This window comes from Vibrio sp. 10N.286.48.F5, from assembly GCF_041469785.1.
GTDB lineage: Bacteria > Pseudomonadota > Gammaproteobacteria > Enterobacterales > Vibrionaceae > Vibrio > Vibrio crassostreae_C.
Genome location: NZ_JBFRLG010000012.1, coordinates 20,891 through 44,842 on the forward strand (window position 1 = coordinate 20,891; position 23,952 = coordinate 44,842).

Below are 23,952 nucleotides of genomic sequence, written 5' to 3' on the forward strand. Positions count from 1 at the left end.
ACTACTTGCACCCACCCTTAACAATAAAGATTTTCCATATTTGAATGAATTCACAGATGGACAAAGTACATTATTATCAACAACTTGTAGGGATGGATCACAGTTTTAAAATCAGACATGATTAAGCCGAGCATAAACTTTTGAATTTATAAAATAATCTCAAATATCTATTTTTTGAACCAATATCACAATCCAAATCAACATGAGCTCATCTTATTAATTACAGTGTGAAGGTATTTGGTATGAGATATGTAATTAACTGATGCATTATATCTGTCTTATACTCGCTTATTCTCTCGCTACTCATTTTAATGATTTAAATATCAGGTGGATAAAAGCAGAGCTCCAGTGCTCGTCTTGTTTTCCTGACAATCTCCTGTGTTTATAGAGTAGTTACACCATAATCTCTGATGAAGTGATGACATTCGAGGTTTAAGCTTGCCTGCATATGAAACATTATTGCGAGTAATCCCTCGTAAATGATTGAGGTAGAGAGAATTTATGAAGAACGTACGATTAACATCATTACTTGGAACAGCAACCTTGTTTAGTGTCGTGGCGTTAGCTGGGTGTAGTCAGAAATCAGAAGTACCAACTCAACCGCAAGAGAATGCGAACCCCATCTGCAGCACTAAAAACCTGACGGGTGGTTGGTCGAAAAGTGAGATAACACCAGAAGCCAAGCAAGCTTTAAACGCAGTTCTTAGCCAAATGAACACTTCAGCTGAGCTCAAGCAGATCTTGAGTGTTCGAACTCAGGTTGTCGCGGGTTTGAATTACGCTATTGAGTTTGAAATGGATAATGGTGAAGTGTGGAACACCATCGTTTACCGTTCTCTACAAGGTGACATCGAAATGACGCAACCTGCACAGAAAGGTCTTCTGTGCTCATAATCTAGATGTGCCAGTGTCTTGTGAGATAGGCTGATAGCAAATAAAAATGGCTCCGTGTTGGGAGCCATTTTTGTTTTTAAGAAGACTGATTTGTTGAACGTTTTCAGTCGGCCAACTCGGGCTCAGCTAACTCCTGAACACAAGCACGGCTGATGTCTTCATCAATGTAGGCCATACCGAGTTTATTGAGGTAGTCCATGCGATCGGCAGTGCGAAGCTCGATGTCGGGGCCTGCAATGTTGTTGGCTTGATAAATTTCAGTGAGATGAGACATGAATTGCTCGCCCACACTCATCATCAATAGACTCATTGCGCCTACGTCCGGTCTTACTTTGGTGCGTTGCTTTTCAGATAGGTTTACCGCTAGTACGATAGGTTGTTCTTCACCTTCGAATCGAACGCCTCGCTCACGAACGGTTTGTTGAGCCCAGTAGTACGCCAGTTCTTTACTCTGAGTGAGAAACACTGGCTCAACCGATTCGGTATAGTTGTTGCCGATGGTTGCCATAGTTTTTGAAGCTGCTTCGTTGAGCGCTTTGTCTCCAGAACGTTTTAAACCTTGGCCTTGAATCGAAGCCAATAAAGCTGAAGATGTGCCGTGATACCAAGTATCACCCGTCGCGAAACCATTCTCTGATAACAGTGTTTTTGCATCTTGTAGGTGTGTAGGTATTGAAGTCATAGGCACTCTCAACAAATAGGAATCTGAACAAATATGTATACAGTTAGCTTAAACAGAAGTTGTTCGGTTAACCGTGGTGTGGAACACAAATCTGAGGCTTTGAGATAAAGCTGGCAGTACAAGCTTTATCTCAAAGCCTTCCCCCGGATCTTACCTAAGTAAGAGAGAAGGACGGGGGAGGCTTTAGCGTTAGCGATTAATCAAATTGGTTCGATGTATTCGCTTCACCTGCAGCTTTTAGTGCGTTCTCACCAGCAAAGTACTCTTTGTGGTCATCACCCATGTCAGAACCAGACATGTTTTGGTGTTTAACACATGCGATGCCTTGGCGGATTTCTTTACGCTGAACATTCGCAACGTAACCTAACATGCCTTGGTCGCCGAAGTACTCTTTCGCTAGGTTGTCAGTAGACAGCGCAGCAGTGTGGTAAGTCGGTAGCGTAATCAAGTGGTGGAAAATACCCGCTTCACGTGATGCGTCTGCTTGGAATGTACGGATCTTCTCGTCAGCGCTTGCAGACAGTTCAGTTTCATCGTATTCCGCGCTCATTAGGCTTGCACGGTCGTAAGCTGAAACATCTTTACCTTCTGCTACCATCGCATCGTATGCTTGTTGGCGGAAGTTTAGCGTCCAGTTGAATGATGGAGAGTTGTTGTAAACCAGCTTCGCATTAGGGTGAACTTCACGTACGCCGTCCATCATCTCTTTGATTTGACCGATGTGTGGCTTCTCAGTCTCAATCCATAGTAGGTCAGCACCCGCGTTGATTGCTTCAATACAGTCGAATACACAACGGTCTTCACCAGTACCTTGGCGGAATTGGTATAAGCCTGAAGGTAGACGCTTAGGTCGAACTAGCTTGCCGTCACGGTTAAAGCAAACGTCGCCTTCTGCCATATCTGCAACATCGATCTCTTCAACATCTAGGTATGAGTTGTAGATATCACCTTGGTCGCCCGGCTCTTTCACTACTGCGATTTCTTTTGTTAGGCCAGCACCTTGAGAATCGGTACGAGCAACAATAACGCCGTTGTCGATGCCTAGTTCAAGGAAAGCGTAACGAAGTGCGCGAAGTTTTGCGTGGAAGTCAGCGTGTGGAACCGTTACTTTGCCGTCTTGGTGACCACATTGCTTCTCATCGGCAACTTGGTTTTCAATTTGTAGACAACATGCGCCTGCTTCAATCATCTGCTTAGCCATTAGGTAGGTCGCTTCTGCGTTACCAAAACCTGCATCGATATCGGCGATGATTGGCACCACGTGTGTTACGTGATTGTCGATTTTGTCTTGGATAAGGTCTTGTTGGTTAACGTCGCCCGCTTCACGTGCAGCGTCTAGCTCACGGAATAAACCACCCAGTTCACGTGCATCAGCTTGGCGCAGGAATGTGTATAGTTCTTCTACTAGGCCTGCAACCGATGTTTTCTCATGCATAGATTGGTCTGGAAGTGGACCAAAGTCTGAGCGAAGTGCTGCAACCATCCAGCCTGATAGGTATAGGTAGCGTCGGTCTGTCTTGCCATCAAAGTGCTTCTTAATAGAAATCAACTTTTGTTGGCCGATAAAACCATGCCAGCAGCCTAAAGACTGAGTGTATTGAGAACTGTCTTTATCGTAAGCCTCCATATCCGCACGCATGATATCTGCCGTGTATTGCGCGATATCTAGACCTGTTTTGAATTTGTTTTGAGCTCGCATACGAGCAGCAGATTCAGCATTGATTGCATCCCATGGAGCACCTGCAGCGCTTTTTGCAACTTCTATCATTTCGATATCTTGTGTAATTTGCGACATAACTATTCCTTAGTTTCACGTGGGGTATGGTTGCCAAATTGGCTTGGATTAAAACTTTGCTATGGACAAAGAATAACCACGCATGTGATAATTTTGTTAATTTATAGTTATTATATTCGGTATTTTTCTTATGAATATTGCTCGTATAGACCTTAATTTACTTGTGTATTTAGACATGTTGCTACGTGAGAGAAACGTTACACGAGCAGCAAATCAATTGGGTATTACTCAGCCTGCCATGAGTAATGGCCTTCGCCGATTGCGTGATCTGTTTGAAGACCCGCTATTAGTAAGAACAAGTGAAGGGATGATACCGACCGAACGCGCGCATAAGTTGCAGCCACTGATTCGAAACATCTTGGCGAATGTAGAGAAGACACTGCAACCGACCACAGAGTTTAATGCAGAAGACAGTGAACGCGTGTTTCGTATCATGGCGAGTGACTATGCAGAGTCGACCATTATTCAACCTCTTCTGAAAAGGTTAAGTGAGATAGCACCGAAAATACGACTGGATATCATGACGCCAAGTGACGTGAGTTATCAGGATGTAGAGCAAGGTACCGTTGATATAATTATCAACCGATTTGACGATATTCCTCAGTCGTTTCACCAGATGAGCCTCTGGCACGACGGGTTTTCTTGCCTATTTAGTTGTGACAACCCGATCGCCGACAACTTCGATATTTTGTCTTATTTAAAGGCACAACATATTTGGGTAAGTAAGACAGGTATGGGAACGGGAGTGGGAATAAACCCAAGTGAAGCACAAAAGCTTGGTTGGATAGATGAGGCATTAATGCGCATCGGTAAAACCCGTAACATCACGGTGTTTACTCGACACTATTTGTCGGCGATTCTCTTCGCTCAGCAGAAGAACCTTATCCTGACTATTCCTACCAAAGCAGCTCAACTGCAGCGCAATAATCCTAGATTGTTGATCAAGCCTGCGCCATTTGCGATTGAACCCTTTGAGGTGAAGATGGCGTGGAGTCCATTGTTACAAACCAATCCAGACCATCAGTGGATGCGTCGTTTGATTAAAAGTGTCGCTAACGAAATCGAGAGTGGAGTGACGGAATAACATAGTTTGTAGGGTATTTTTTATATGAATATCCAATATAACCGGCATAAATTAGCTAAATTCATGTCCGTTAAGTAAGTTTAAATCAGTAAAGTAAATTTGAGCTAGTCACGAAAATTTATTGAGTAGCCATCAATTAGTTTGAGAGAGATTTTATGAGCAGTCGTATTCAACAGGGAAGCTTGAACATTGATAGCACCCTCTACCAATTAATTAATGAGCAGGTGATTCCTGGAACAGGCATTGTCGCTGAAGACTTTTGGCAATCATTTGCAACCATTCTTGAAGATTTGGCGCCAAAAAATCGCGCATTGCTTATCAAGCGTGAAGATCTTCAACATCAAATTGACGTTTGGCACCAAGAGCGTGCCGGGCAAACGCTAGATCCTGTAGAGTACAAACAGTTCTTACAGCAGATCGGTTATTTGGTTCCTGAAGGCGATGACTTTCAAGTGACGACAGCCAGCGTAGAACCTGAGATCGCAACACAAGCAGGGCCGCAGCTTGTGGTGCCAATCATGAACGCACGCTTTGCACTTAACGCAGCCAATGCGCGTTGGGGCAGTCTATATGATGCGCTCTACGGAACGGACGTGATCAGTGAAAGTGATGGCGCGGAAAAGGGCGGAAGCTTTAACCCTGCTCGTGGCGCTAAAGTAGTGACTTATGCTCGTGAGTTCCTTGATGATGCAGCGCCATTAAACGGTGTCTCTCATAAAGACGTGACCAAATACAGCATCAGTAACGCTAGCATCGGCAATAAGCTCATAGCGACACTCGATAACGGCGAAGAAGTCACTCTCATTGATAGCGACCAGTTCATTGGCTATCAAGGTGACGCAAGTTCCCCTTCGTGCATTCTTCTTAAACACAATAATCTGCACATCGAAATTCAAATTGACCCAAGCGCACCGATTGGTAGCGTTGATGTGGCGGGTATTAAAGATGTGTTGGTCGAAGCTGCCCTAACAACCATTATGGATTGCGAAGACTCGGTTGCTGCAGTTGATGGTGAAGACAAAGCATTGGCTTACCGTAACTGGTTAGGCTTGATGAAAGGTGATCTGCAAGAATCACTAGAGAAAAACGGCAAAACTATTGTTCGTAACCTTAATCCCGATCGCCAATACACCAGCGTGACGGGTGGTGAGATTTCACTAAAAGGCCGCAGCATGTTGTTCATCCGTAATGTCGGCCACTTGATGACTAACCCTGCGATTATTGATGCCGAAGGTAATGAAGTGCCTGAAGGCATTATGGATGGCATGATCACTTCGTTAATTGCGATGCATGATTTAAAAGGCAACAGCGCGTACCAAAACTCGACTGCGAACAGTATCAACATCGTAAAACCTAAGATGCATGGCCCTGAAGAAGTCGCCTTTACTAATGAATTGTTTGGCCGTATTGAAGATGCATTAGGGCTAGATCGATTCACGATAAAAGTCGGCATCATGGACGAAGAGCGTCGTACTTCGGTTAACCTTAAAGAATGTATTCGTGCAGCTAAAGATCGTGTTGTGTTTATCAACACAGGTTTCTTAGACCGAACGGGTGATGAGATTCACACCAGTATGGAAGCGGGGCCTTTTGCTCCTAAAACACAGCTGAAAACCATGACTTGGATTGGCGCATACGAAGATCAAAACGTTGATCTTGGCTTAGCTTGTGGCCTGCAAGGTAAAGCCCAGATTGGTAAAGGTATGTGGCCAGAGCCGGATAATATGGCGAAGATGATGGACGCGAAAATCGGACATCCACAAGCGGGTGCCAATACCGCTTGGGTTCCTTCTCCAACCGCCGCGACTTTGCACGCGCTGCACTATCATAAGGTGAGTGTACCAAGCCGTCAGAAAGAGCTTCGTGAGCGAGTGAGAGCCAATGTCGATGATATTCTTACTATCCCGTTACTGGGCGATCAAAAGCTTACCGCGCAAGATATTCAAAGTGAACTGGATAACAACACCCAAGGTATTTTGGGTTATGTGGTTCGTTGGATTGACCAAGGCGTTGGTTGTTCGAAGGTACCTGATATTAACGATGTCGGCTTGATGGAAGACCGAGCGACGCTGCGTATTTCAAGCCAACATATTGCGAACTGGTTACGTCACGGCATTTGCGAGGAAGCTCAGGTAATGAAAACCATGAAGCGCATGGCCGCAGTGGTGGATGAGCAAAACGCTGGCGACCAGAGCTACCGTAACATGGCGCCTGACTTTGAAAACAGCATTGCATTTTCAGCGGCGTGTCAGTTGGTATTCGAAGGCTGTGCTCAGCCGAGCGGTTACACCGAGCCAGTACTGCACGCGATGCGTCTAAAACTGAAAGCACAGGAATAGCGAAGCAACCGAATAACAAAAATAGAGAATGTAAAATACTAAAAAAAGAACCCCCCCCCCTTTAACCGAGCCCAAGGTGCCGCGCTTTTATAGCGCGGCTTTTTTTTGATTCATTTTTGTGGTGGGAAGGGGGGAGAATGGGGCAGGTTAGTGCTCACTAAGACTTAATTATTTCCGAGCCCTAATCACTGCCAGAACTTAGTTACTACCAACCTTATTTTCCGCCAAAGCAAAGATACTTAATGTCCATGTACTCATCGATGCCTTCTTTCGCACCTTCACGGCCAATACCTGATTGTTTCACACCACCGAAAGGCGCGACTTCGGTTGAGATTAGACCATCATTAATGCCGACCATACCGTACTCAAGCGCTTCTGCAATGTTCCACACTCGGTGGATGTTCTGACTGTAGAAGTAAGACGCCAAACCATAAATCGTATCGTTGGCCATCTCGATAAGCTCTTCGTCCGTGTCGAATTTCATCACGGGCGCGACTGGGCCAAAGATCTCTTGTTGAACGATGTCCATGCTGTGTTTTACATCTTTAAGAACAACAGGTTGAATGAAAAGCCCATTAAGTTCCTGAGTTGGCGTGACAGGCGTGGCACCTTGTTCAATCGCTCGGTTTACCAAAGCTTGGATGTTGTTCTTTGCGTTCAGGCTGACAACAGGGCCAATCGTGACACCTTCATCTAAGCCGTTACCAATCTTAAGCTGCTGAACCGCTTGATCAAATTTAGCCACAAACTCATCGTACACTTTACTGTGAACGTAGAATCGGTTTGCACAGACACATGTTTGACCTGCATTACGGAACTTCGACGCCATTGCCCCTTGAACGGCTGCATCGATGTCGGCATCGTCAAACACAATAAATGGTGCGTTACCGCCAAGTTCCATTGAGGTGCGTTTGATGCCTTTTGCTGCTTGAGCCATCAAAATACTGCCCACACGGGTCGACCCAGTGAAAGAGATTTTTTTGATAAGCGGATGCGAAGTGAATAGGTTGCCCACTTGTTCAGGGCTTTCACCAAGCACCACTTGAAGTAGATCTTTAGGGATACCCGCTTGATAAGCCAGTTCAACCACAGCAAACGCGGAAAGCGGTGTCTCATCCGAAGGTTTCACGACAAAGCTACAACCCGCAGCTAAGGCAGGAGCCGCTTTACGAGTGATCATTGCAATAGGGAAGTTCCATGGCGTAATCGCACATGCGACACCAATAGGCTGCTTGATGGTCACCAAGCGTTTGCCAGCGACTGTGCTAGGAATGGAATCACCATAAGTGCGCTTTGCTTCTTCTGCAAACCACTCAATGAAGCTCGCGCCATACACCACTTCGCCTGTCGCTTCGGCTAACGGCTTACCCTGTTCCATTGTCATGATTCGAGCAAGGTCATCTTTGTTTTCAAGGATCAGCTGGTGCCAGCGATGAAGCAGTGCAGCACGAGATTTAGCAGGAATTTTTGCCCACTCTTTCTGTGCTAAATGAGCTCGTTCAATCGCGCTCGCTAACTCTGTTTTTGATGATACCGGTGCGTGCCCGATGAGTTCACCCGTTGCTGGATTGGTCACGGCAACCGCGTTATTCGCTTCTGTCACCATAAAAGAGAGTAAGCGCTGGTTATTAATTTCTAGCATGTGATTCCTTCTTGATGATTACTTAACACGTGTTGGTGCTGTTATTGAGTTGATGTCTATGCAGTGCTGATGATTCGCTTTAGCCTGCCAAGGTTATTCTTGCGCCCAGTTGTCTGCTTCTATCTTCGCTAATGCTTTTGCTGCTTTTTGAAGTGCGGGCAAGAATTTTATTGCTTCGTCCGGTTTCACTCGAATCACAGGCGCTTGTATCGCTAGGCCTAGGTTTGATTGACCTGTTGGTGATGGGATCAGCACTGCGATACAGACTAAGCCTGGTAAAAACTCTTCGTCATCAATAGCAAAACCTTGGATTTTCGCTTCTTCAATGTCTTTCTCTAGAGTCGAATAGTCGGTAATCGTGTTTACTGTGTATTGAGTCAGCGGCACATTTTCAATTAATCGTCTGCGCTGCGACTTAGACATATGAGCTAAAAACAGTTTTCCAGTAGCCGAGCAGTGCACGGGAACGCGAGAGCCGGGGTGCAGGTGAAAGCGAAGGGGGGCTTCAGTTTCGGCACGATCGAGATAGATGATTTCGCCACTTGAAAGAGCGGTCAGGTTACAACTCTCACCGACTTCTGCTCTCAGGTTCTCAAGGATAGTGCGTCGCGCGCTGTGCATGGTGCTATTCAAAAGTAGGTTTTCGGCAAGTTTTCTGAGTCGAATACCTGAGCTGTAGTGCTTTTCGTCGCCATCTCTTTGAATGATGCCCGCCGCTTCTAACTGTTGAAGCATTCGGTGCAGCGTGGGTTTTGGCAATCCGGTCTCTTCGACTAAACCTTGCAGAGAAATAAACTCGTCTTTTTGCGCTATCACCTCTAATAGTGCAAAAAGTCGGAGGGTCGGTGTATCCCCTTGAACTTGCGGTGTTTCTGTTTGCATACAGTGATTCATCCTTGCGATATGTCTATGCCTAAGAGTGTACATACTAAATCATTATTCTTCAATTATCTGAATAAAATTTGACCTTTTTTGTTATTCCAATAATATAAATATAAATTATGGAATAATTAATCTCAATAAATGGAATTTAAAGATGAAGGCGATTGAACGGATTATTGATAAAGCTCATTTAGATCGTAAGCGCGTTGTTTTGAGTGAAGCGGAGGACCCGCGAGTGCTAGCTGCTGCAAGAATAGCAATCGACAAACAGCTCGCTCACATCACCCTAGTCGGGGACGAACCAGCGATCATCGCTGCTGCAGAATTACATCACATTGATCTTGTGGGCATTCACATTGTCTCCCCACAAGCGTCATCACTCAAAGAAGTCCTCGCTGAGCGGTTGTATACATTAAGAAAAGCGAAAGGTATGACTTACGATGATGCGCTAGAGCTGGTTCTAGACCCACTCGTTTTTGCCAATTTGATGGTCAGAGAGGGGCTGGTGGATGGCACAGTTAATGGTGCGGTTTATACCACGTCTGATGTCGTGCGAGCTGCGCTTCAGATTATCGGCCCCGCGCCAGACAGTGAATTGGTGTCCAGTTTCTTTCTGATGATGTTGTGTGAGCCTTTCCATAATCTTAAAGGCGGTATGATTTTCAGCGATTGTGGTTTGGTGATTAACCCCACTGAAACCGAGCTGGCATCGATTGCCGTGGCCGCATCAAACAGTGCTCAAACGCTACTGATGGAAGAGCCTAAAGTAGCGATGCTGTCGTTTTCGACCAACGGGAGTGCCAAACACGAATCGGTCGATAAGGTTCGTAATGCGGCTCAACTCGTAAAACAACGTTGTCCCGGAATCGCCGTCGATCAGGACGTTCAACTCGATGCGGCGATTGTCACTGAAATAGCGGCGAAAAAGTTGCCTGATTCAGAGGTCAAAGGTCAATCTAACGTGTTGATATTTCCTAACTTAGAAGCCGGTAATATCGGTTATAAGCTTGCGGAAAGGCTAGGTGGGGCTGTTGCGATTGGCCCGTTGCTGCAAGGGCTGAATCAACCAGCGAATGACTTGTCCAGAGGCTGTAGTGCCGAAGATATCTTTAATGTCATTGCCGTTACCGCGGTACAAGCGCAGCAAGGGAAAGCATCTGACTCTAAGGCTGACTCTGAAGCTGATGTTGAAGAAAGAGAAGAGTCGGAGTTTGAATTCCGGTATTAACACTCGTTGCTTAAACTAATGCGGAATCTTGCACTCATATTTACCCCCAAATAACCTAATTAGGATAGCTAATGGAGTTACCTGTTTTACTCGCCATTCTTGCCACCATTGCGGTAGGTACTTATTTCCAAACTGTCACTGGATTTGGTCTCGGTATCATTGTGATTGGGCTAACGGTCAGCCTTAATTTGGTATCCCTACCCGTTATAGCCGCTGTGGTCAGTATTGTGACCTTGTTCAATTGCTTGGTGGCGTTGATGGGTAAGCCACTGCTTGGGGAACTCAAGATTCTGGTGGTGTTAGTCATCGGTATTATTCCCGGCGTATCGATGGGCGTGTACTTGCTGGACGCGTTGAGCGAGTCGGCAACCCAAATCCTACGAGGGCTATTGGGTGCCATGGTGTTGTTCGCTGGTTTGAGCTTTATGTTTAAACCTAAAACTAGAACGGTCCGTTCGACAACCGTATCTTTCCTTGTCTCAGGATTTAGCTCTGGGTTAGCGGGGGGATTATTTGGGATGGCAGGTCCACCGATTGTTTATCATCTCTATCGGCAACCTTTTTCGCTCGATCTGGTGCGAAGCACACTGCTGATGGTTTTCGCTTGTACGTCGATGTCCCGTACGGTCAATGTCTATGCGGCGGGCGACATGGAACAGAGCATATTGTGGTTATCCGCTATTGCTGTTCCTCTGGTGGCGCTTGTCACAATGTTTGCTCGGCGTTTCCCATCGCCGTTGTCTAATGATCAACTCAGAAAGCTGGTGTTTACGGTGTTAATGCTGATAGGCGGATATTTGATGGCTGTCTCTGCATGGTCGTTGTTTGGCTCCTCGTAAAACCATTCTCGACAAAGGAGGCTAGTGATTCGCTAGCCTAAGCTTCCCTGTTTAAACACGCTTTAGCATCTCAAAGATGCTCTTAGATAATCCAAATAAGCAGCTCTCCTGCACATCTAAGGTGATGTTACTGCGGTAGTACGGGCTTAAATCGACGCCCATTCCCACCCCATGAATCTCAATTCCGTTTTTGGTCGACTCACGTTCAATCACTTGTTTGAGGTGGTTATCCAAATAGAACTGATCGTTGGCGGTGCTGGTGGCGGTATCCATCGGACAGCCGTCTGAGAACACGATTAAAACCTTTCGTTGTGCGCTATGCTGCTGCAACCGCTGACTAGCGAACTGCATCGCTTCGCCATCAATCCCTTCTTTAAAGATGTCTGCTTTCCGAAGGCTCGCAATACCAAGGCGAGAGCGTCTCCAATGTGTATCAATATCTTTAAACACAATATGTCGAATTTCGTTTAAGCGGCCTGGGTGTTTCGGCTGACCTTGTTTAAGCCACTGCCGATAGACTCTGCCACCGTTCCAGTTATTGGTAGTGAAGCCAATAATCTCAAATGGAATGTTGGCCAGTCCAACGGATTTGAGAATTGTATCCATCAGTAGGCTTAGCTTGTGACTGTGCTTTTGCATTGAGCCTGAGCAGTCCATCAAAAACGTGATAGCACATTGATGAGATGCGCCGATATCAGGTTGATAAAAGACAGTGCGATCTAATGGCGATGTGATGAGCTTGGTGATGGTCGTGGCGTTAACAATGCCTTCTTCTAAATGATCCTGACGTCGGTTCGTTTGTGGCGTGGCAACAAAGCGAGTGAGCATCGCGGCTAAACGGCGAGTGTTGACTTGTCTCGCCATGATGTCATCGGAGAGTTTCTGCCTCAGTTCGAGTAATAGAGCGCGCCTGACGAGTTTGTCTGCCACGATGACTTGATCAAATTCTGAATTAAAGACCTGATAATTGGCACCCGAGAGTTCGAATACCTTGCTACTGCCTGTGATGTCGGTATCGACGTCTTCATCTTGAATGTCACCATCAACAATCAAGGCAAGCTGCGCAAGGATCTTGATGTCTTCTTCGACCGTTGGCGTGGCAGCGTTATCGCTCTCTTGTTCTTGGTTGATTAACTCTTGCGCAAGGGCTGCAAGCTCCTTCGCGCAGTGAGCAAACTGTTGTTGGTCGGTTCTATGTTGCTTTAAGCGCTTCAGGCTATACCCGAAAGTAGGCACGATGCCGGCGCGAGTCGATTCAATGGTCTCAGCAATAGGCTCCGAAACTGGAACACCGGTTAAGCGGGTGTGGATGATTTGCATCAGAGTAAATAGCAACATGCCTATTCGTGATTCGGTGAAACCATTCTGATGATATTGGTCGCTCCAATGCGCAAAATTGAACTGAATGCTGGTGGTAACACCTTTTAGATAAGATGGAACTTGCGATTCAATTCGTACTTGTTCGCAGAAATCATATAACAGACGTTCGACTTCGTTTTTCGGTCGCAATGAATAATGGAGGTCAGCATCTGAAAGCAAGAGTCGCAGTGCCGATGAATCGATCTTGCCTTGCATCGAAAGCTTGCTGTTTTTCAACTCGTGGCGAGACACAAAGGTGAGATCGTTAGTATGTGCAGACTGATAATAACAGGGGCTATTGCCTTTATAGAGACGTTCTCCCCGATAATTCAGACTCAACTCACCGCTGATCGCTCTGGCGACAGACACCCCAAGATCGAGGATCTTTTTCTGCTGAGAAGAAACATTGGCCATGGTTTACGACTCCGAGTGGGAATAGTTTTGAATAGGCGTTTCTAAATCTTCACCAAAGCAACGGAAATAGTATTCGCTAACCAGTTCTTTCTCTTCGTCTTCACAGCGATTCAAGAATGACAGCCTAAATGCCGTCGCAACATCGTCGAATATTTGGATGTTTTCGGCCCAAGTAAGCACCGTTCGTGGAGACATCACCGTAGAAAGGTCACCAGCCCGAAAACCGTTACGCGTTAATCCTGCGGTGGCGATCATTTTCTCAACCAGTTGTCGACCACTCTCATTATTCAGATTTGGAAGCTTGGATAACACGATCTTGGTTTCATGCTGTGGATCTAAATAGTTAAGCGTAGCGATGATGTTCCATCTATCTAATTGACTGTGGTTAAGCACTTGAGTGCCCGAATACAAACCTGAGAAGTTACCCAAGCCAAGCGTGTTGCAGGTAGCAAACAGGCGGAAAGAAGGGTGAGGCGTGATCACTCGGTTTTGTTCTAAAGAGGTGTATTTCCCGTCTTGCTCTAATAGTTGTTGAATCACAAACATCACGTCAGGGCGACCAGCGTCGTACTCATCTAACACCAGTGCGATGGGTTGTTGAATGCTCTGCGGAAGAATGCCTTCTTTAAACTCTGTTACCTGCATTCCGTCTTTAATGACGATGCTGTCTTTACCTATGAAATCCAAGCGACTTAAGTGTCCGTCTAGGTTGATCCTCAAGCATGGCCAGTTCAATCTCGCGGCAATTTGCTCAATGTGAGATGACTTGCCCGTCCCATGTGTGCCTTGAATCAGCGTGCGACGATTGGAGGTGAACCCCGCCAATATAGCCAGCGTCACTTCGGGGTCAAAACAGTAATTAGGGTCGACTTTCGGCACATATTCGCCCGCATGTTCAAATGCCATCACGGTTAGATTGCTGTCGATCCCAAAGCGTTCTCTTACACTTACCGGTTGCGTTGGTATCAATTCCGCCTCTTTCATCATATTTCCCTCTATATAGCTCATCACTTGTCGCTGCTATCGCGATATGACATCGATTATTAACAGCTCCTCTTAAGTTAATGGCACTTTTTGTACGAAAAACTACCAATAATGTGATCTAGTTTTATTAATTAGAATGAATTGTTCCAATTTAATATAAAAAGTTGACGCGCAAAAATTCTACTACTAAGGTGAAAATGAATCCGAAAAAGAGACAATTCATTCCGAAAAATGAAATTTTGGTTAACTCAAGGAGAATGGAAGAATGAGCGAGCAAGAAAAACGTACGGTTGTTTCCGGCACAGTAACAATGACACCATCAGAAGCGTTCGTTGAAACTATGGTTGCTAATGATGTTACCGACATGTTCGGCATCATGGGGTCAGCATTTATGGACGCAATGGATATCTTTGCTCCTGCTGGCATTCGATTGGTCCCAGTGGTACACGAGCAAGGTGCTGCTCACATGGCAGATGGTTACTCTCGTGTATCTGGTCGCCACGGCGTAGTTATCGGGCAAAATGGCCCAGGTATTAGTAACTGTGTGACTGCGATTGCAGCGGCGTTCTGGGCACATAGCCCGGTCGTAATTGTGACGCCAGAGACAGGCACTAAAACAATGGGCTTAGGTGGTTTCCAAGAGTGTAACCAACTTCCAATGTTCCAAGAGTTTACTAAGTATCAAGGACACGTAACACACCCAGACCGTATGGCGGAATACACGGGTCGATGCTTTGACCGCGCAATGAGCGAAATGGGTCCGACTCAACTGAATATTCCACGTGACTATTTCTACGGCGAAACTCAAACCGAGATCCCTAAACCCGCGCGTTTAGACCGTGGTCCAGGTGGTGAGAAATCTCTAAATGAAGCGGCAGACCTGATTGCTGAAGCGAAATTCCCAGTCATCATTTCTGGTGGCGGCGTGGTAATGGCAGATGCAGTTCAAGAGTGTGCAGCGTTGGCGGAAAGATTAGGCGCACCCGTAGTGAACAGCTACCTACATAATGACTCTTTCCCTGCGAGTCACCCATTATGGTGTGGTCCTTTAGGCTACCAAGGTTCGAAAGCAGCAATGAAGTTGATGGCTCAAGCGGATGTTGTTATCGCTTTGGGTACACGTCTTGGTCCATTTGGTACCTTGCCTCAACATGGCATGGACTACTGGCCGAAGAACGCGAAAATCATTCAGATTGACGCAGACAACAAGATGCTTGGCTTGGTTAAGAAGATTTCGGTTGGTATCTGTGGCGATGCGAAAGCCGCTGCGGTTGCTCTATCTGAAAGATTGGAAGGCCGCGCACTGTTGTGTGATGACAACAAAGGCGCTCGTCAAGATACAGTGGCAACAGAGAAAGCACTGTGGGAAAAAGAGCTTGATGAGTGGACACATGAACGTGACTCGTTCAGCTTAGATATGATTGAGGAAAACTCACACGAGACTCCGTTCTCTGGTGGCGAATATCTACACCCACGCCAAGTATTGCGTGAGCTAGAAAAAGCGATGCCTGAAGACGTAATGGTCTCGACGGACATCGGTAACATCAACTCAGTGGCAAACAGCTACTTACGCTTTGAGAAACCACGTAGCTTCTTTGCTGCAATGAGCTTCGGTAACTGTGGTTATGCGTTCCCGACCATCATTGGTGCGAAAGCAGCGGCACCTCATCGCCCAGCTATCTCTTATGCTGGCGACGGTGCGTGGGGCATGAGCCTAATGGAAACCATGACATGTGTTCGCCATAACATTCCAGTGACAGCCGTGGTATTCCACAACCGTCAATGGGGTGCAGAGAAGAAGAACCAAGTCGACTTCTACAACCGACGTTTTGTTGCGGGTGAACTTGAAAACCAGAGCTTTGCAGAGATCGCACGAGCAATGGGCGCTGAAGGTATCACGGTTGATAAGCTAGAAGATGTAGGTCCAACCCTGCAAAAAGCCATCGACATGCAGATGAACGAAGGCAAAACAACCATCATTGAAATTATGTGTACTCAGGAATTGGGCGACCCGTTCCGCCGAGATGCACTATCAACACCGGTTCGTTTCCTAGATAAATACAAAGATTACGTATAAGTCATAGGAAGTTTGTCCGGCCACCGCATTATAAAGAGCGTGGTCGGACAATATTAACGGGTATTGGCAAAGTGCTTAAGTGAAGAACGTAAACGCTTAGTTCAATAACTTCTATTTAAACATTAGAACACTAATTAAATTTCCCATCGGTACATAAGTGGTTATAGCTATATAAATTTTGTCACTCATTATTATTGTTCGATCCTGAACTAATGGATCCATAAATGATCATCTTTGACGAAGATATATACCTATTATCATTTTTCAATAATTACAACGATACCAATTGAACCATTGATTAACGTGATTATTAATGCTTTAACTTTACCGAATATAAATTAAGTGACTTATTGTATGAATGTTGTGAAAAATAAACGTTATATAAGCTCACTCGAAGAGCTGTATGAAATAATCGATTCACTCATTGCTGAGTGTAGTGGGCATCGTGGTTTGATTTATAACGTGTGTGATTATGAAAATAATAATCTGATGCCAAGCTTAGGTCGCTCAAATCGAAAGAATATTCGCCGTGTCGAACAAGAACTTCTCTCGACCGTGAGAGTTTATGGCGGGCATTCGTTGAGTGCACACGAGATAAACGACTGGTTATTGATGTGTTTAGCCAAGAAACAGGGGTTTCCAACACGTTTACTTGAGTGGACAGATAACCTGATTAATGCGCTGTGGTCTGTATGTCATAGCCAAAGTAAAGACTGTATCAATATTATTAAAGCCATTGATTATCATAAGGTTAGTGTTTTTAACTCACCATGTGACTTCAATAAGACTCAGATATTCAATGTGGCTGATTGTGATCAGCAAGAGCAACGAAAAGATAAGTGGTATTCCATTCACCCATTTAAGGAAGGTGGCAATGATGCCATTCAGCCTTTGTACGATGAGAAAGAATATTCAAACGGTCTAGTGTCCGTTCATATTCTTCCATCAACGAAAGTAAACCTGATAAAGGAATTAATCTCCATGAATGTTTTAAATGAACCGACAGAATATATTGAAGAGACACTGACTGATTTAAAAAATGAAGCCCATGTAGATAGCAATCAAGCAATGAATAAAGGTGAGGGTAATATCGAATTACAAGTTAATACTCATGATCGCCAGCTTGAGCAGTATGGCCGAAAGTACCATCAAGATTTTGATTTCGACTAAAGTCTAATATTTCTACTGATTTTATTTAGAGCTCATATAAATCTAGTGATTACGAGATAAATAAAATTAGAACACCAATTAATTTATAAAAAGATGAAATCTGTGAGCTTAAAGATTGTTTATAAAGTAACTCGAAGTTAGAGTGGCGAATCTTGTTATCAAGTTGTTAAATTTTCACAGATCTAGTTTAAACACTCTAATAAAAAAGTGGCGCAAAGCTACTGAAATTTAAACCAATAACGAAAACATAAAGGATTCTGGAATATGAATATGCAAACCAATGCAGCGACATTCGTGCTGGAAAACCAAGTCGACACCGCCTTTTTACAGTCTTTTAGTGATGCATGGAATAACCATGATATTGAAGCGCTAATGTCGTTTATGACCGAAGACTGTGTCTTCCACACCGTGGCAGGAGAAGGCGAACTTGGAAACACTATCGAAGGGTACGAAGCCGTTCGCAATAGCTTTGAATTGGTTTGGCAGAACTTTCCAGATGCAGCCTGGAGCGACCCTGTCCACTTTGTATGTGGCGACCGCGCGGTAAGCGAATCAACGTTCTCTGCGACTAACCCTGATGGCACCGTCATCGAAGCTCGTATGGTTGATGTGTTTACCCTGAAAGAGGGGAAAATCAGCGTAAAAAATGCCTTCCGTAAAACACGACCTCTTTTGACTCCTAACAACACTCCCAAGAGCTAGACACGAAACCACAACCCGTTCACGTGTTATGACTAGGAGAGTCGAATTATGAGTTTAGTAATGGAACAACCGGCAGCCGATGTGCCGCCAAAGGTGACAAGCACCCAAGTACAAGAAAGTACCCAAGCAAAAGAAAGATACGATCCAAAATACGATCCACTTAAAGACAAGAGCCCAGGTCACGGTAAGGAATACGCCCCTACTTATTGGGTAGATACCGCAGGCGCGCCACCTGAAGATGATGGCCCAATTACATCGGATATGGATGTCGATGTGGCGATAATCGGTTCAGGCTACACAGGCCTAAGCACTGCGATACACCTTGCTGAAATGTACGGCATTAAAGCGATTGTGATTGAAGCTAACCGTATGAGTTGGGGCTGCAGTACCCGAAATGGTGGTCAAGCTCAGTGTGCGTCAGGACGTTTGAAGCGTTCTCAGTGGATTGAACGCTGGGGACTCGAAACCGCGCTAAAAATGCACCGCGAATGCATCGATGGCATGAACACGTTTAAGTCTCTAATCAAAGACATTGATTGTGACCCGCAGCCGGGTGGCCACTTATACGTTGCTCACCGTCCAAAAGTGATGGCAACACTCGAGAAAGAAGCCAAGTTGCTACGTGACACATTCGATTACGATGCGCAGATCTTAGATGCGGAAACCGTAAAGCGTGATTACGTTGGCGACCAAGAAGCAGCAGGCGCAATGCATGAGCCAGAAGGTATTGGCATCCATGCAGGGAAACTGGCGTTTGGTTATCTAAGAAAGGCGAGAGCACTCGGCGTAAAAGTTCACCCAGCAAGCCCTGTGATGGGTTGGGAAACACGTAACGGTGTGCACTATCTAAAAACACCAGGTGGTGTGGTTAAGGCTCGTTCTGTCGGTGTTTGTACCGGTGGGTATACCAGCCAAGGTTTGCATTCAGAGCTTAAGAATCGCCTATTACCTGTACTTTCTAACTCGATGGTGACACGTCCGTTAACTCAAGACGAAATTGCCGCGTGTAACTTCAAAACCAATCAGGTGATTACTGATACCAGAATCCTGCGTCATTACTACCGTTTGTTACCCGATAACCGAGTGCAGATCGGTACACGCAGTGCCATCAGTGGCAAGAATGCACCTGAAAAGAAATACGAAGACATGTTGAGAGCGGATTTAACTCGAAAATTCCCTTCTCTCGATCAGATCAAAATCGATTATTCATGGTGGGGGTGGGTGGATGTTAGCCACGACATGATGCCAAGAATCTATCAGCCGAATCCAAAGCAATCCATATTCTACGCACTAGGGTATGGCGGCAATGGTGTGATGTACTCCGCTCAAGCAGGCAAGCGCCTTGCTCAGTGGATCGCAGGTGAAGGTCATAAGCTTGACTTGCCAATATTTGAATCAAAACTTCCGTTCCCCAACGTGAGGGAAGTGGTGGAATCTGAGATGTTTGCACCATTTCGAAGAGTAGGGCAACAGTTCCTTTATCAGTGGTATTCGTTAAAGGATGAAGTGCTTTAGCTACTCGAACATTGTTTCCAAAATAGGGAAATAGAACTACGACCAGGAAAGTTGTACCAGGTCACCTTGTGAGCAAAGTACAGGCAGGAAGTCTGTATGATATGAAAGGTTAAGACTATGAAATTGATTAAAAATAAAATTATTGCTGGCGTCACAATTGTAGCAACAGCGATGCTATCTCATACCGCGGCAGCAGCAAATTTTAAAATGGCTATCGGCGATGCTGCTGGTGGTACTCAGTGGGAATTAGCGACATCATTTTCTGAATTGATGGAGCAAAAAACAGACGGTAAAGTCAAAATCGACCTGTTCCCGAATGGTCAATTGGGCAACGAGCAAGACACCGTCAACGACGCGGCAATCGGCCTTCTCGACTTCTCAGTATTGGCGATCAACAACGTGACGCCTTTCTCCCCAACGGTTGGTCTATTGACCATGCCTTATGTCATTCAAAGTGCAGAAGAAGCGGTGCTATTAACTCAAGGCCAAGTGGGTCAAGACCTTGTCGATAACACCATTCGTGATGCAGGCGTTCGTATCGTTGGTTGGGCTTATTCTGGTTTTAGGGTTCTGACTAACTCTAAAAAGTCAGTGGCTTCACCAGCGGATCTAAAAGGATTAGTGATTCGTGTTCCTCGTAACGAAATCATGATTGCTTCTTACCAAGCATGGGGCGTAAACCCTACACCAATGGCATGGTCAGAAACATTTACTGGCCTGCAGCAAGGTGTGGTTGATGGTCAAGACAACCCATACATCACTGTGCATGCGATGAAGTTCAATGAAGTACAAAAGTACGTCACAAACCTTCGCTACATCTTCTCTCTTGAACCGCTAATCGTCAGTGAAACTGTCTTCCAACAACAGACGCCTGAAATGCAAAAGATCATTCTTGAAGCGGGTCAGGAAGCGACAGAGCACAGCTTTGCATACTTAGAAAATACTGAAAACAAGATCCGTGAAGAACTGCAAGCAAAAGGCATGGTCTTCACTGACCCAGCAGACAACGAGCAAGAGTGGATCAGCAAAGTCACTAAGTCAGTTTGGCCTAAGTTCTATTCAAGCATTGGAGGCAAAGACAAGCTAGACGACGTTCTTGAGTTACTAGGTAGAAAGTAACGATTAGATTCGCCCTATCTGCTGTTCTTCGCTACTTAATCACCTAGCGATAGAACGGTTAGATAGGGCATTTACATGGCTTTACTCGTTGATCTGTCCAGTACCTGATCTTTTAGTACCGCGAGCGACTGGTTGTCATGTGGAAATCAACATTGGAGGTTATATGTCAGTCGCTAAAACAATAAAAAAGCATCTTAACAACATTGAGGAATATACATGTTGTCTGTTGCTAGCAAGCTTTGTCCTATTGCTGTTCACACAAATCCTTACTCGTCAGCTTTTCGATTACTCCATACCTTGGGGTGATGAAGTCGCTACTTACATGTTTGTTTGGTTTGCCTATCTAGGGGCTGTTGTTGCGGCCAAGATGTCGGCGCATAACCGAGTCAGTTTTCACTTCAAGTTCTTCCCCCCAATTGTTCAGACCGTCTGTGAAACCATCGCTGACTTCTTATGGCTGCTGTTTAACGGCTACTTTGTTTATCTCAGCTACGATTTCGTGTTCAACAAAATGAATTTGTTCTGGAAGTCTCAGACGACAGGCATCCCAATGAAATACTTCTATATGATTTTGCCGATCGCATTTTCTCTAATGATGCTGCGCATTATCTGGAACAACTACGAGCGCTTATTTAAGGGCGCTAAGAACGAAGATCCTGAAGTCAAAGAACTGCGCAAAATGACGGCACAAAAGTCATCACAGTAGTCGTCACAGAGAATAGCCGTAATAGAGAGATGTAATAATGGAATCCTATTTAACTCTAATTTTATTTGGTGGCTTCTTAACCCTGTTAATTCTGGGTGCACCAATCACAGTATCACTGGCCGGCGCTTCAATGGCGGCCTATATGTTGCTCGACAAAAATCCTATCGCTTTAGTACAAATCGCGTTTACCTCGGTGGGTAACTTCCCGTTAATGGCACTACCAGCCTTTGTTCTTGCTGGCGCATTAATGGAGGCGGCGGGTATCTCCAAACGTCTGGTGGATATTGCAGAGAGCTTAGCCGGACCCGTGACGGGTGGCCTTGGCGCTGCAACGGTCATGGCGTGTTTGTTTTTTGGTGCTATCTCAGGTTCAGGCCCTGCAACCACCGCTGCGGTAGGCATGCTAATGGTGCCTGCAATGGTTAAGCGAGATTACGATAAGAGTTACGCATCGGCAGTAACGGCTGCATCAGGGGGCTTGGGGATTATCATTCCGCCATCCATCCCGTTAGTTATTTTCGGCATCTCAGCAATGGGATTAATGGCACCGCCTGAAGCCATCGCTCAACACGGGCAATTTGCTTCTTTATCTATTCCTAAATTGTTTGTTGCGGGCGTTGTTCCTGGCTTCATCATGGCATCTACACTCGTCGTCACTAACTACTTCATTGCCAAGCGAGAAGGCTATAAAGGGCTGTCTGAGAATTGGTCATTTGGCGAAGTAAGACACGCTTTGCGCCGTGGCATATGGTCGATACTGGCTCCATTTCTGATTCTCGGAGGTATCTACAGCGGTATGTTCACACCAACAGAGTCAGCGGTTGTGGCAATTTTCTATTCGCTGTTTGTGGGTGTGTTTATTCACCGAGAGTTATCGTTCAAAAGCACCATCAAATCATTATCGACAACCACATGGATTACCGGGCGTGTGTTGCTGATTCTATTCGCTGCAACGGTATTTGGTCGTTTGTTAATCGAACAAAAAATTCCGGTCGTGGTGGCTGAGTCATTGCTAGGTTTCACTGACAACATGTACATGGTGTGGGCACTGACTATTGTGCTATTGCTTTTCGTCGGCATGTTCATGGAAACGTTAGCCGCGATCATGATTATCGTGCCAGTGCTGTTGCCAATCATGTACATGCTAGGCGCAGATCCAACCCACGTAGGTATTGTGGTGGTGTGTACGTTATCGATAGGTTTTGCTACACCGCCGCTCGGTGAAAATATCTTTGTCGCCTCGGGAATAGGTGGAGCCACGGTCGAGCAGATCACCGCGAAGATCCATCCCTTTGTTCTTGCATCCGTAGTCGGCGTGTTCGTTATCGCTTTCTTCCCACAAATTACGCTTTGGCTACCGTCCTTAGTGGGCTATTAGGAGAAGTCACTATGAATATATCAAGAATTATCCTTATTGGTTGTGCCGTATTTGCTGTGATCAGTGGCATTGGATTGCGTGCTGAACATTCAGAAACAGCAAAAGAAAACGAGCCAGTCAATGTGCTCGATATTTCAGAGCCACATGTGGTCAGTGACGCGGAAAGAAGAGCCAAAACCCTGCTTGCGAAAGCAGTAGTGCACGTGCAAAAAGAAGGCGATGAGAGTGTCAAAGACTTCATGAGCGATGCTGAATACATAGATGGTGAGTTGTATGTATTCGCTTTGGGGATTGATGGCCAATTCCTTGCCAGTGGCGGTTCTTCAATGGTGTTGGTGGGCGACAGTGTTTTAGACACTCAGGACGTTTACGGTAATCCATTTTTCCGTGAAATGATCACGAAAGCGGTACACAACGGTTTTGGTGAAGTTAAGTATCACTGGACCAATCCGACCGATCGTATGGGGGAGCCGAAAACCACTTTCTTTGAGCGAGTGGGCGATGTGATCGTGGCTGTGGGTTATTACCCAGAACGTTCAAGTGCTGCTGAGGCAAAGAATTTATTAGCGAGAGCCATGACAGCGATAGTGGAGTCAGAACAAGAGAGCCTGACTGAGTTCAATGACGCTGAGGGTAGCTTTGTTGAAGGAGACTTGTATGTGTTTGTGATGGACATGAGCTCCGGAAAGCTACTTGCACATGGTGTATCCCCTGAGCTTGTTGGACGTTCACACAACGAAATTCTAAGCCCTGACGATAAGCCCATTCTCACTGAAATGTTAAATCTCGCCAAAGAAAATGGCCGTGGTGTTTACACCTATCGATGGCTAAATCCCCTGTCGAGCAAAGTCGAAACCAAGCACACCTACTATCGAGTGATTGACAATAAGCTGGTTGGCGTCGGTTATTACACAAAATCAAACAACACGTAAAAGTGTGTCTAATGAGCTCTCAGCCCAATTAGATAAAGGGCTGGGGGCGGAAATTCCGGTTTGTGTAAAAAATCAATTTAGTAAAATTCACACTGTGAAATTTTTGTTGTGAAATTGTTTAAAAAATACAAGTAGTATGAAATACATGGAAGCGACACAGTAAAGAACACATTTGAAAAGGGTCAATCAGGATTTTTGACCTACATGAAAT

Annotated in this window: 19 protein-coding genes; 13 read left to right on the forward strand and 6 right to left on the reverse strand. The window is 45.4% G+C overall.

Features of this window, described 5'->3' with window-relative positions:
• Positions 1 to 501: 501 nt before the first annotated feature.
• Entirely contained in the window at positions 502 to 894 is a 393-nt protein-coding gene (locus AB4185_RS09035) for a cystatin domain-containing protein (protein ID WP_017064277.1), read from the forward strand.
• A 103-nt stretch (positions 895 to 997) separates the two neighbouring features.
• On the opposite strand, the gene AB4185_RS09040 is transcribed toward AB4185_RS09035, so the two are convergent.
• Together AB4185_RS09040 and AB4185_RS09045 are read right to left on the reverse strand one after the other, a co-directional pair.
• Positions 998 to 1,576 carry a hypothetical protein gene (locus AB4185_RS09040; RefSeq protein WP_017059982.1) on the reverse strand — a complete coding sequence of 193 codons (579 nt, stop codon included), beginning with the start codon at positions 1,574 to 1,576 and terminating at the stop codon, positions 998 to 1,000.
• 196 nt (positions 1,577 to 1,772) lie between these two features.
• Positions 1,773 to 3,371 (reverse strand): isocitrate lyase, encoded by a 1,599-nt coding sequence (locus tag AB4185_RS09045; protein WP_372059003.1) that lies wholly within the window; start codon positions 3,369 to 3,371, stop codon positions 1,773 to 1,775.
• A 130-nt stretch (positions 3,372 to 3,501) separates the two neighbouring features.
• On the opposite strand from AB4185_RS09045, the gene AB4185_RS09050 reads away from it, so the two are divergent.
• Both AB4185_RS09050 and AB4185_RS09055 read left to right on the forward strand, forming a co-directional pair.
• Positions 3,502 to 4,455, forward strand: coding sequence for a LysR family transcriptional regulator (locus AB4185_RS09050; protein ID WP_012600244.1), 954 nt, complete (start codon positions 3,502 to 3,504; stop codon positions 4,453 to 4,455).
• A gap of 155 nt (positions 4,456 to 4,610) precedes the next feature.
• Positions 4,611 to 6,794 (forward strand): malate synthase G, encoded by a 2,184-nt coding sequence (locus tag AB4185_RS09055; RefSeq protein ID WP_372135357.1) that lies wholly within the window; start codon positions 4,611 to 4,613, stop codon positions 6,792 to 6,794.
• A 214-nt stretch (positions 6,795 to 7,008) separates the two neighbouring features.
• Here AB4185_RS09055 and AB4185_RS09060 read toward each other — a convergent pair whose 3' ends face one another.
• Positions 7,009 to 8,436: an NAD-dependent succinate-semialdehyde dehydrogenase gene (locus AB4185_RS09060; RefSeq protein ID WP_372135358.1), complete on the reverse strand. Its 1,428-nt coding sequence runs from the start codon at positions 8,434 to 8,436 to the stop codon at positions 7,009 to 7,011.
• A gap of 93 nt (positions 8,437 to 8,529) precedes the next feature.
• Entirely contained in the window at positions 8,530 to 9,318 is a 789-nt protein-coding gene (locus tag AB4185_RS09065) for an IclR family transcriptional regulator (RefSeq protein ID WP_017064281.1), read from the reverse strand.
• A gap of 154 nt (positions 9,319 to 9,472) precedes the next feature.
• On the opposite strand from AB4185_RS09065, the gene pta reads away from it, so the two are divergent.
• Both pta and AB4185_RS09075 read left to right on the forward strand, forming a co-directional pair.
• Positions 9,473 to 10,546 carry a phosphate acetyltransferase gene (pta, locus tag AB4185_RS09070; RefSeq protein ID WP_372135359.1) on the forward strand — a complete coding sequence of 358 codons (1,074 nt, stop codon included), beginning with the start codon at positions 9,473 to 9,475 and terminating at the stop codon, positions 10,544 to 10,546.
• Between the two features lie 71 nt (positions 10,547 to 10,617).
• Positions 10,618 to 11,385, forward strand: a complete 768-nt coding sequence (locus tag AB4185_RS09075) for a TSUP family transporter (protein ID WP_372103889.1) — start codon at positions 10,618 to 10,620, stop codon at positions 11,383 to 11,385.
• Between the two features lie 51 nt (positions 11,386 to 11,436).
• On the opposite strand, the gene AB4185_RS09080 is transcribed toward AB4185_RS09075, so the two are convergent.
• Together AB4185_RS09080 and AB4185_RS09085 are read right to left on the reverse strand one after the other, a co-directional pair.
• The gene (locus AB4185_RS09080; protein ID WP_372135360.1) at positions 11,437 to 13,158 is read right to left on the reverse strand and encodes a cobaltochelatase CobT-related protein; all 1,722 of its coding nucleotides are present in this window, start codon (positions 13,156 to 13,158) and stop codon (positions 11,437 to 11,439) included.
• A 3-nt stretch (positions 13,159 to 13,161) separates the two neighbouring features.
• Complete coding sequence (locus AB4185_RS09085; protein ID WP_198594123.1) at positions 13,162 to 14,145, reverse strand: MoxR family ATPase; 984 nt, start codon at positions 14,143 to 14,145, stop codon at positions 13,162 to 13,164.
• A gap of 262 nt (positions 14,146 to 14,407) precedes the next feature.
• On the opposite strand from AB4185_RS09085, the gene xsc reads away from it, so the two are divergent.
• The 8 genes from xsc (at position 14,408) to AB4185_RS09125 (ending at position 23,741) form a co-directional block, all read left to right on the forward strand.
• Complete coding sequence (xsc, locus tag AB4185_RS09090) at positions 14,408 to 16,219, forward strand: sulfoacetaldehyde acetyltransferase (RefSeq protein ID WP_004731917.1); 1,812 nt, start codon at positions 14,408 to 14,410, stop codon at positions 16,217 to 16,219.
• Positions 16,220 to 16,573: 354 nt separating this feature from the next.
• Complete coding sequence (locus AB4185_RS09095; protein WP_102363015.1) at positions 16,574 to 17,389, forward strand: FRG domain-containing protein; 816 nt, start codon at positions 16,574 to 16,576, stop codon at positions 17,387 to 17,389.
• A 264-nt stretch (positions 17,390 to 17,653) separates the two neighbouring features.
• The gene (locus AB4185_RS09100) at positions 17,654 to 18,091 is read left to right on the forward strand and encodes a nuclear transport factor 2 family protein (protein ID WP_016767899.1); all 438 of its coding nucleotides are present in this window, start codon (positions 17,654 to 17,656) and stop codon (positions 18,089 to 18,091) included.
• Positions 18,092 to 18,139: 48 nt separating this feature from the next.
• Complete coding sequence (locus tag AB4185_RS09105) at positions 18,140 to 19,606, forward strand: FAD-binding oxidoreductase (RefSeq protein ID WP_017087370.1); 1,467 nt, start codon at positions 18,140 to 18,142, stop codon at positions 19,604 to 19,606.
• 117 nt (positions 19,607 to 19,723) lie between these two features.
• Positions 19,724 to 20,725 (forward strand): TRAP transporter substrate-binding protein, encoded by a 1,002-nt coding sequence (locus tag AB4185_RS09110; RefSeq protein ID WP_010431300.1) that lies wholly within the window; start codon positions 19,724 to 19,726, stop codon positions 20,723 to 20,725.
• A gap of 163 nt (positions 20,726 to 20,888) precedes the next feature.
• A complete protein-coding gene (locus tag AB4185_RS09115; RefSeq protein WP_009845769.1) occupies positions 20,889 to 21,431 on the forward strand; it encodes a TRAP transporter small permease in 543 nt (180 codons plus the stop codon).
• Between the two features lie 37 nt (positions 21,432 to 21,468).
• The gene (locus AB4185_RS09120; RefSeq protein WP_009845768.1) at positions 21,469 to 22,809 is read left to right on the forward strand and encodes a TRAP transporter large permease; all 1,341 of its coding nucleotides are present in this window, start codon (positions 21,469 to 21,471) and stop codon (positions 22,807 to 22,809) included.
• An 11-nt stretch (positions 22,810 to 22,820) separates the two neighbouring features.
• A complete protein-coding gene (locus AB4185_RS09125) occupies positions 22,821 to 23,741 on the forward strand; it encodes a cache domain-containing protein (RefSeq protein WP_102363016.1) in 921 nt (306 codons plus the stop codon).
• Positions 23,742 to 23,952: the final 211 nt, after the last annotated feature.

Excerpts from the sequence above, each read along its gene's own strand:
- AB4185_RS09035 (WP_017064277.1), top strand. The coding sequence starts at position 502 with ATGAAGAACGTACGATTAACATCATTACTTGGAACAGCAACCTTGTTT.
- AB4185_RS09040 (WP_017059982.1), bottom strand. The coding sequence starts at position 1,576 with ATGACTTCAATACCTACACACCTACAAGATGCAAAAACACTGTTATCA.
- AB4185_RS09045 (WP_372059003.1), bottom strand. The coding sequence starts at position 3,371 with ATGTCGCAAATTACACAAGATATCGAAATGATAGAAGTTGCAAAAAGC.
- AB4185_RS09050 (WP_012600244.1), top strand. The coding sequence starts at position 3,502 with ATGAATATTGCTCGTATAGACCTTAATTTACTTGTGTATTTAGACATG.
- AB4185_RS09055 (WP_372135357.1), top strand. The coding sequence starts at position 4,611 with ATGAGCAGTCGTATTCAACAGGGAAGCTTGAACATTGATAGCACCCTC.
- AB4185_RS09060 (WP_372135358.1), bottom strand. The coding sequence starts at position 8,436 with ATGCTAGAAATTAATAACCAGCGCTTACTCTCTTTTATGGTGACAGAA.
- AB4185_RS09065 (WP_017064281.1), bottom strand. The coding sequence starts at position 9,318 with ATGCAAACAGAAACACCGCAAGTTCAAGGGGATACACCGACCCTCCGA.
- pta (WP_372135359.1), top strand. The coding sequence starts at position 9,473 with ATGAAGGCGATTGAACGGATTATTGATAAAGCTCATTTAGATCGTAAG.
- AB4185_RS09075 (WP_372103889.1), top strand. The coding sequence starts at position 10,618 with ATGGAGTTACCTGTTTTACTCGCCATTCTTGCCACCATTGCGGTAGGT.
- AB4185_RS09080 (WP_372135360.1), bottom strand. The coding sequence starts at position 13,158 with ATGGCCAATGTTTCTTCTCAGCAGAAAAAGATCCTCGATCTTGGGGTG.
- AB4185_RS09085 (WP_198594123.1), bottom strand. The coding sequence starts at position 14,145 with ATGATGAAAGAGGCGGAATTGATACCAACGCAACCGGTAAGTGTAAGA.
- xsc (WP_004731917.1), top strand. The coding sequence starts at position 14,408 with ATGAGCGAGCAAGAAAAACGTACGGTTGTTTCCGGCACAGTAACAATG.
- AB4185_RS09095 (WP_102363015.1), top strand. The coding sequence starts at position 16,574 with ATGAATGTTGTGAAAAATAAACGTTATATAAGCTCACTCGAAGAGCTG.
- AB4185_RS09100 (WP_016767899.1), top strand. The coding sequence starts at position 17,654 with ATGAATATGCAAACCAATGCAGCGACATTCGTGCTGGAAAACCAAGTC.
- AB4185_RS09105 (WP_017087370.1), top strand. The coding sequence starts at position 18,140 with ATGAGTTTAGTAATGGAACAACCGGCAGCCGATGTGCCGCCAAAGGTG.
- AB4185_RS09110 (WP_010431300.1), top strand. The coding sequence starts at position 19,724 with ATGAAATTGATTAAAAATAAAATTATTGCTGGCGTCACAATTGTAGCA.
- AB4185_RS09115 (WP_009845769.1), top strand. The coding sequence starts at position 20,889 with ATGTCAGTCGCTAAAACAATAAAAAAGCATCTTAACAACATTGAGGAA.
- AB4185_RS09120 (WP_009845768.1), top strand. The coding sequence starts at position 21,469 with ATGGAATCCTATTTAACTCTAATTTTATTTGGTGGCTTCTTAACCCTG.
- AB4185_RS09125 (WP_102363016.1), top strand. The coding sequence starts at position 22,821 with ATGAATATATCAAGAATTATCCTTATTGGTTGTGCCGTATTTGCTGTG.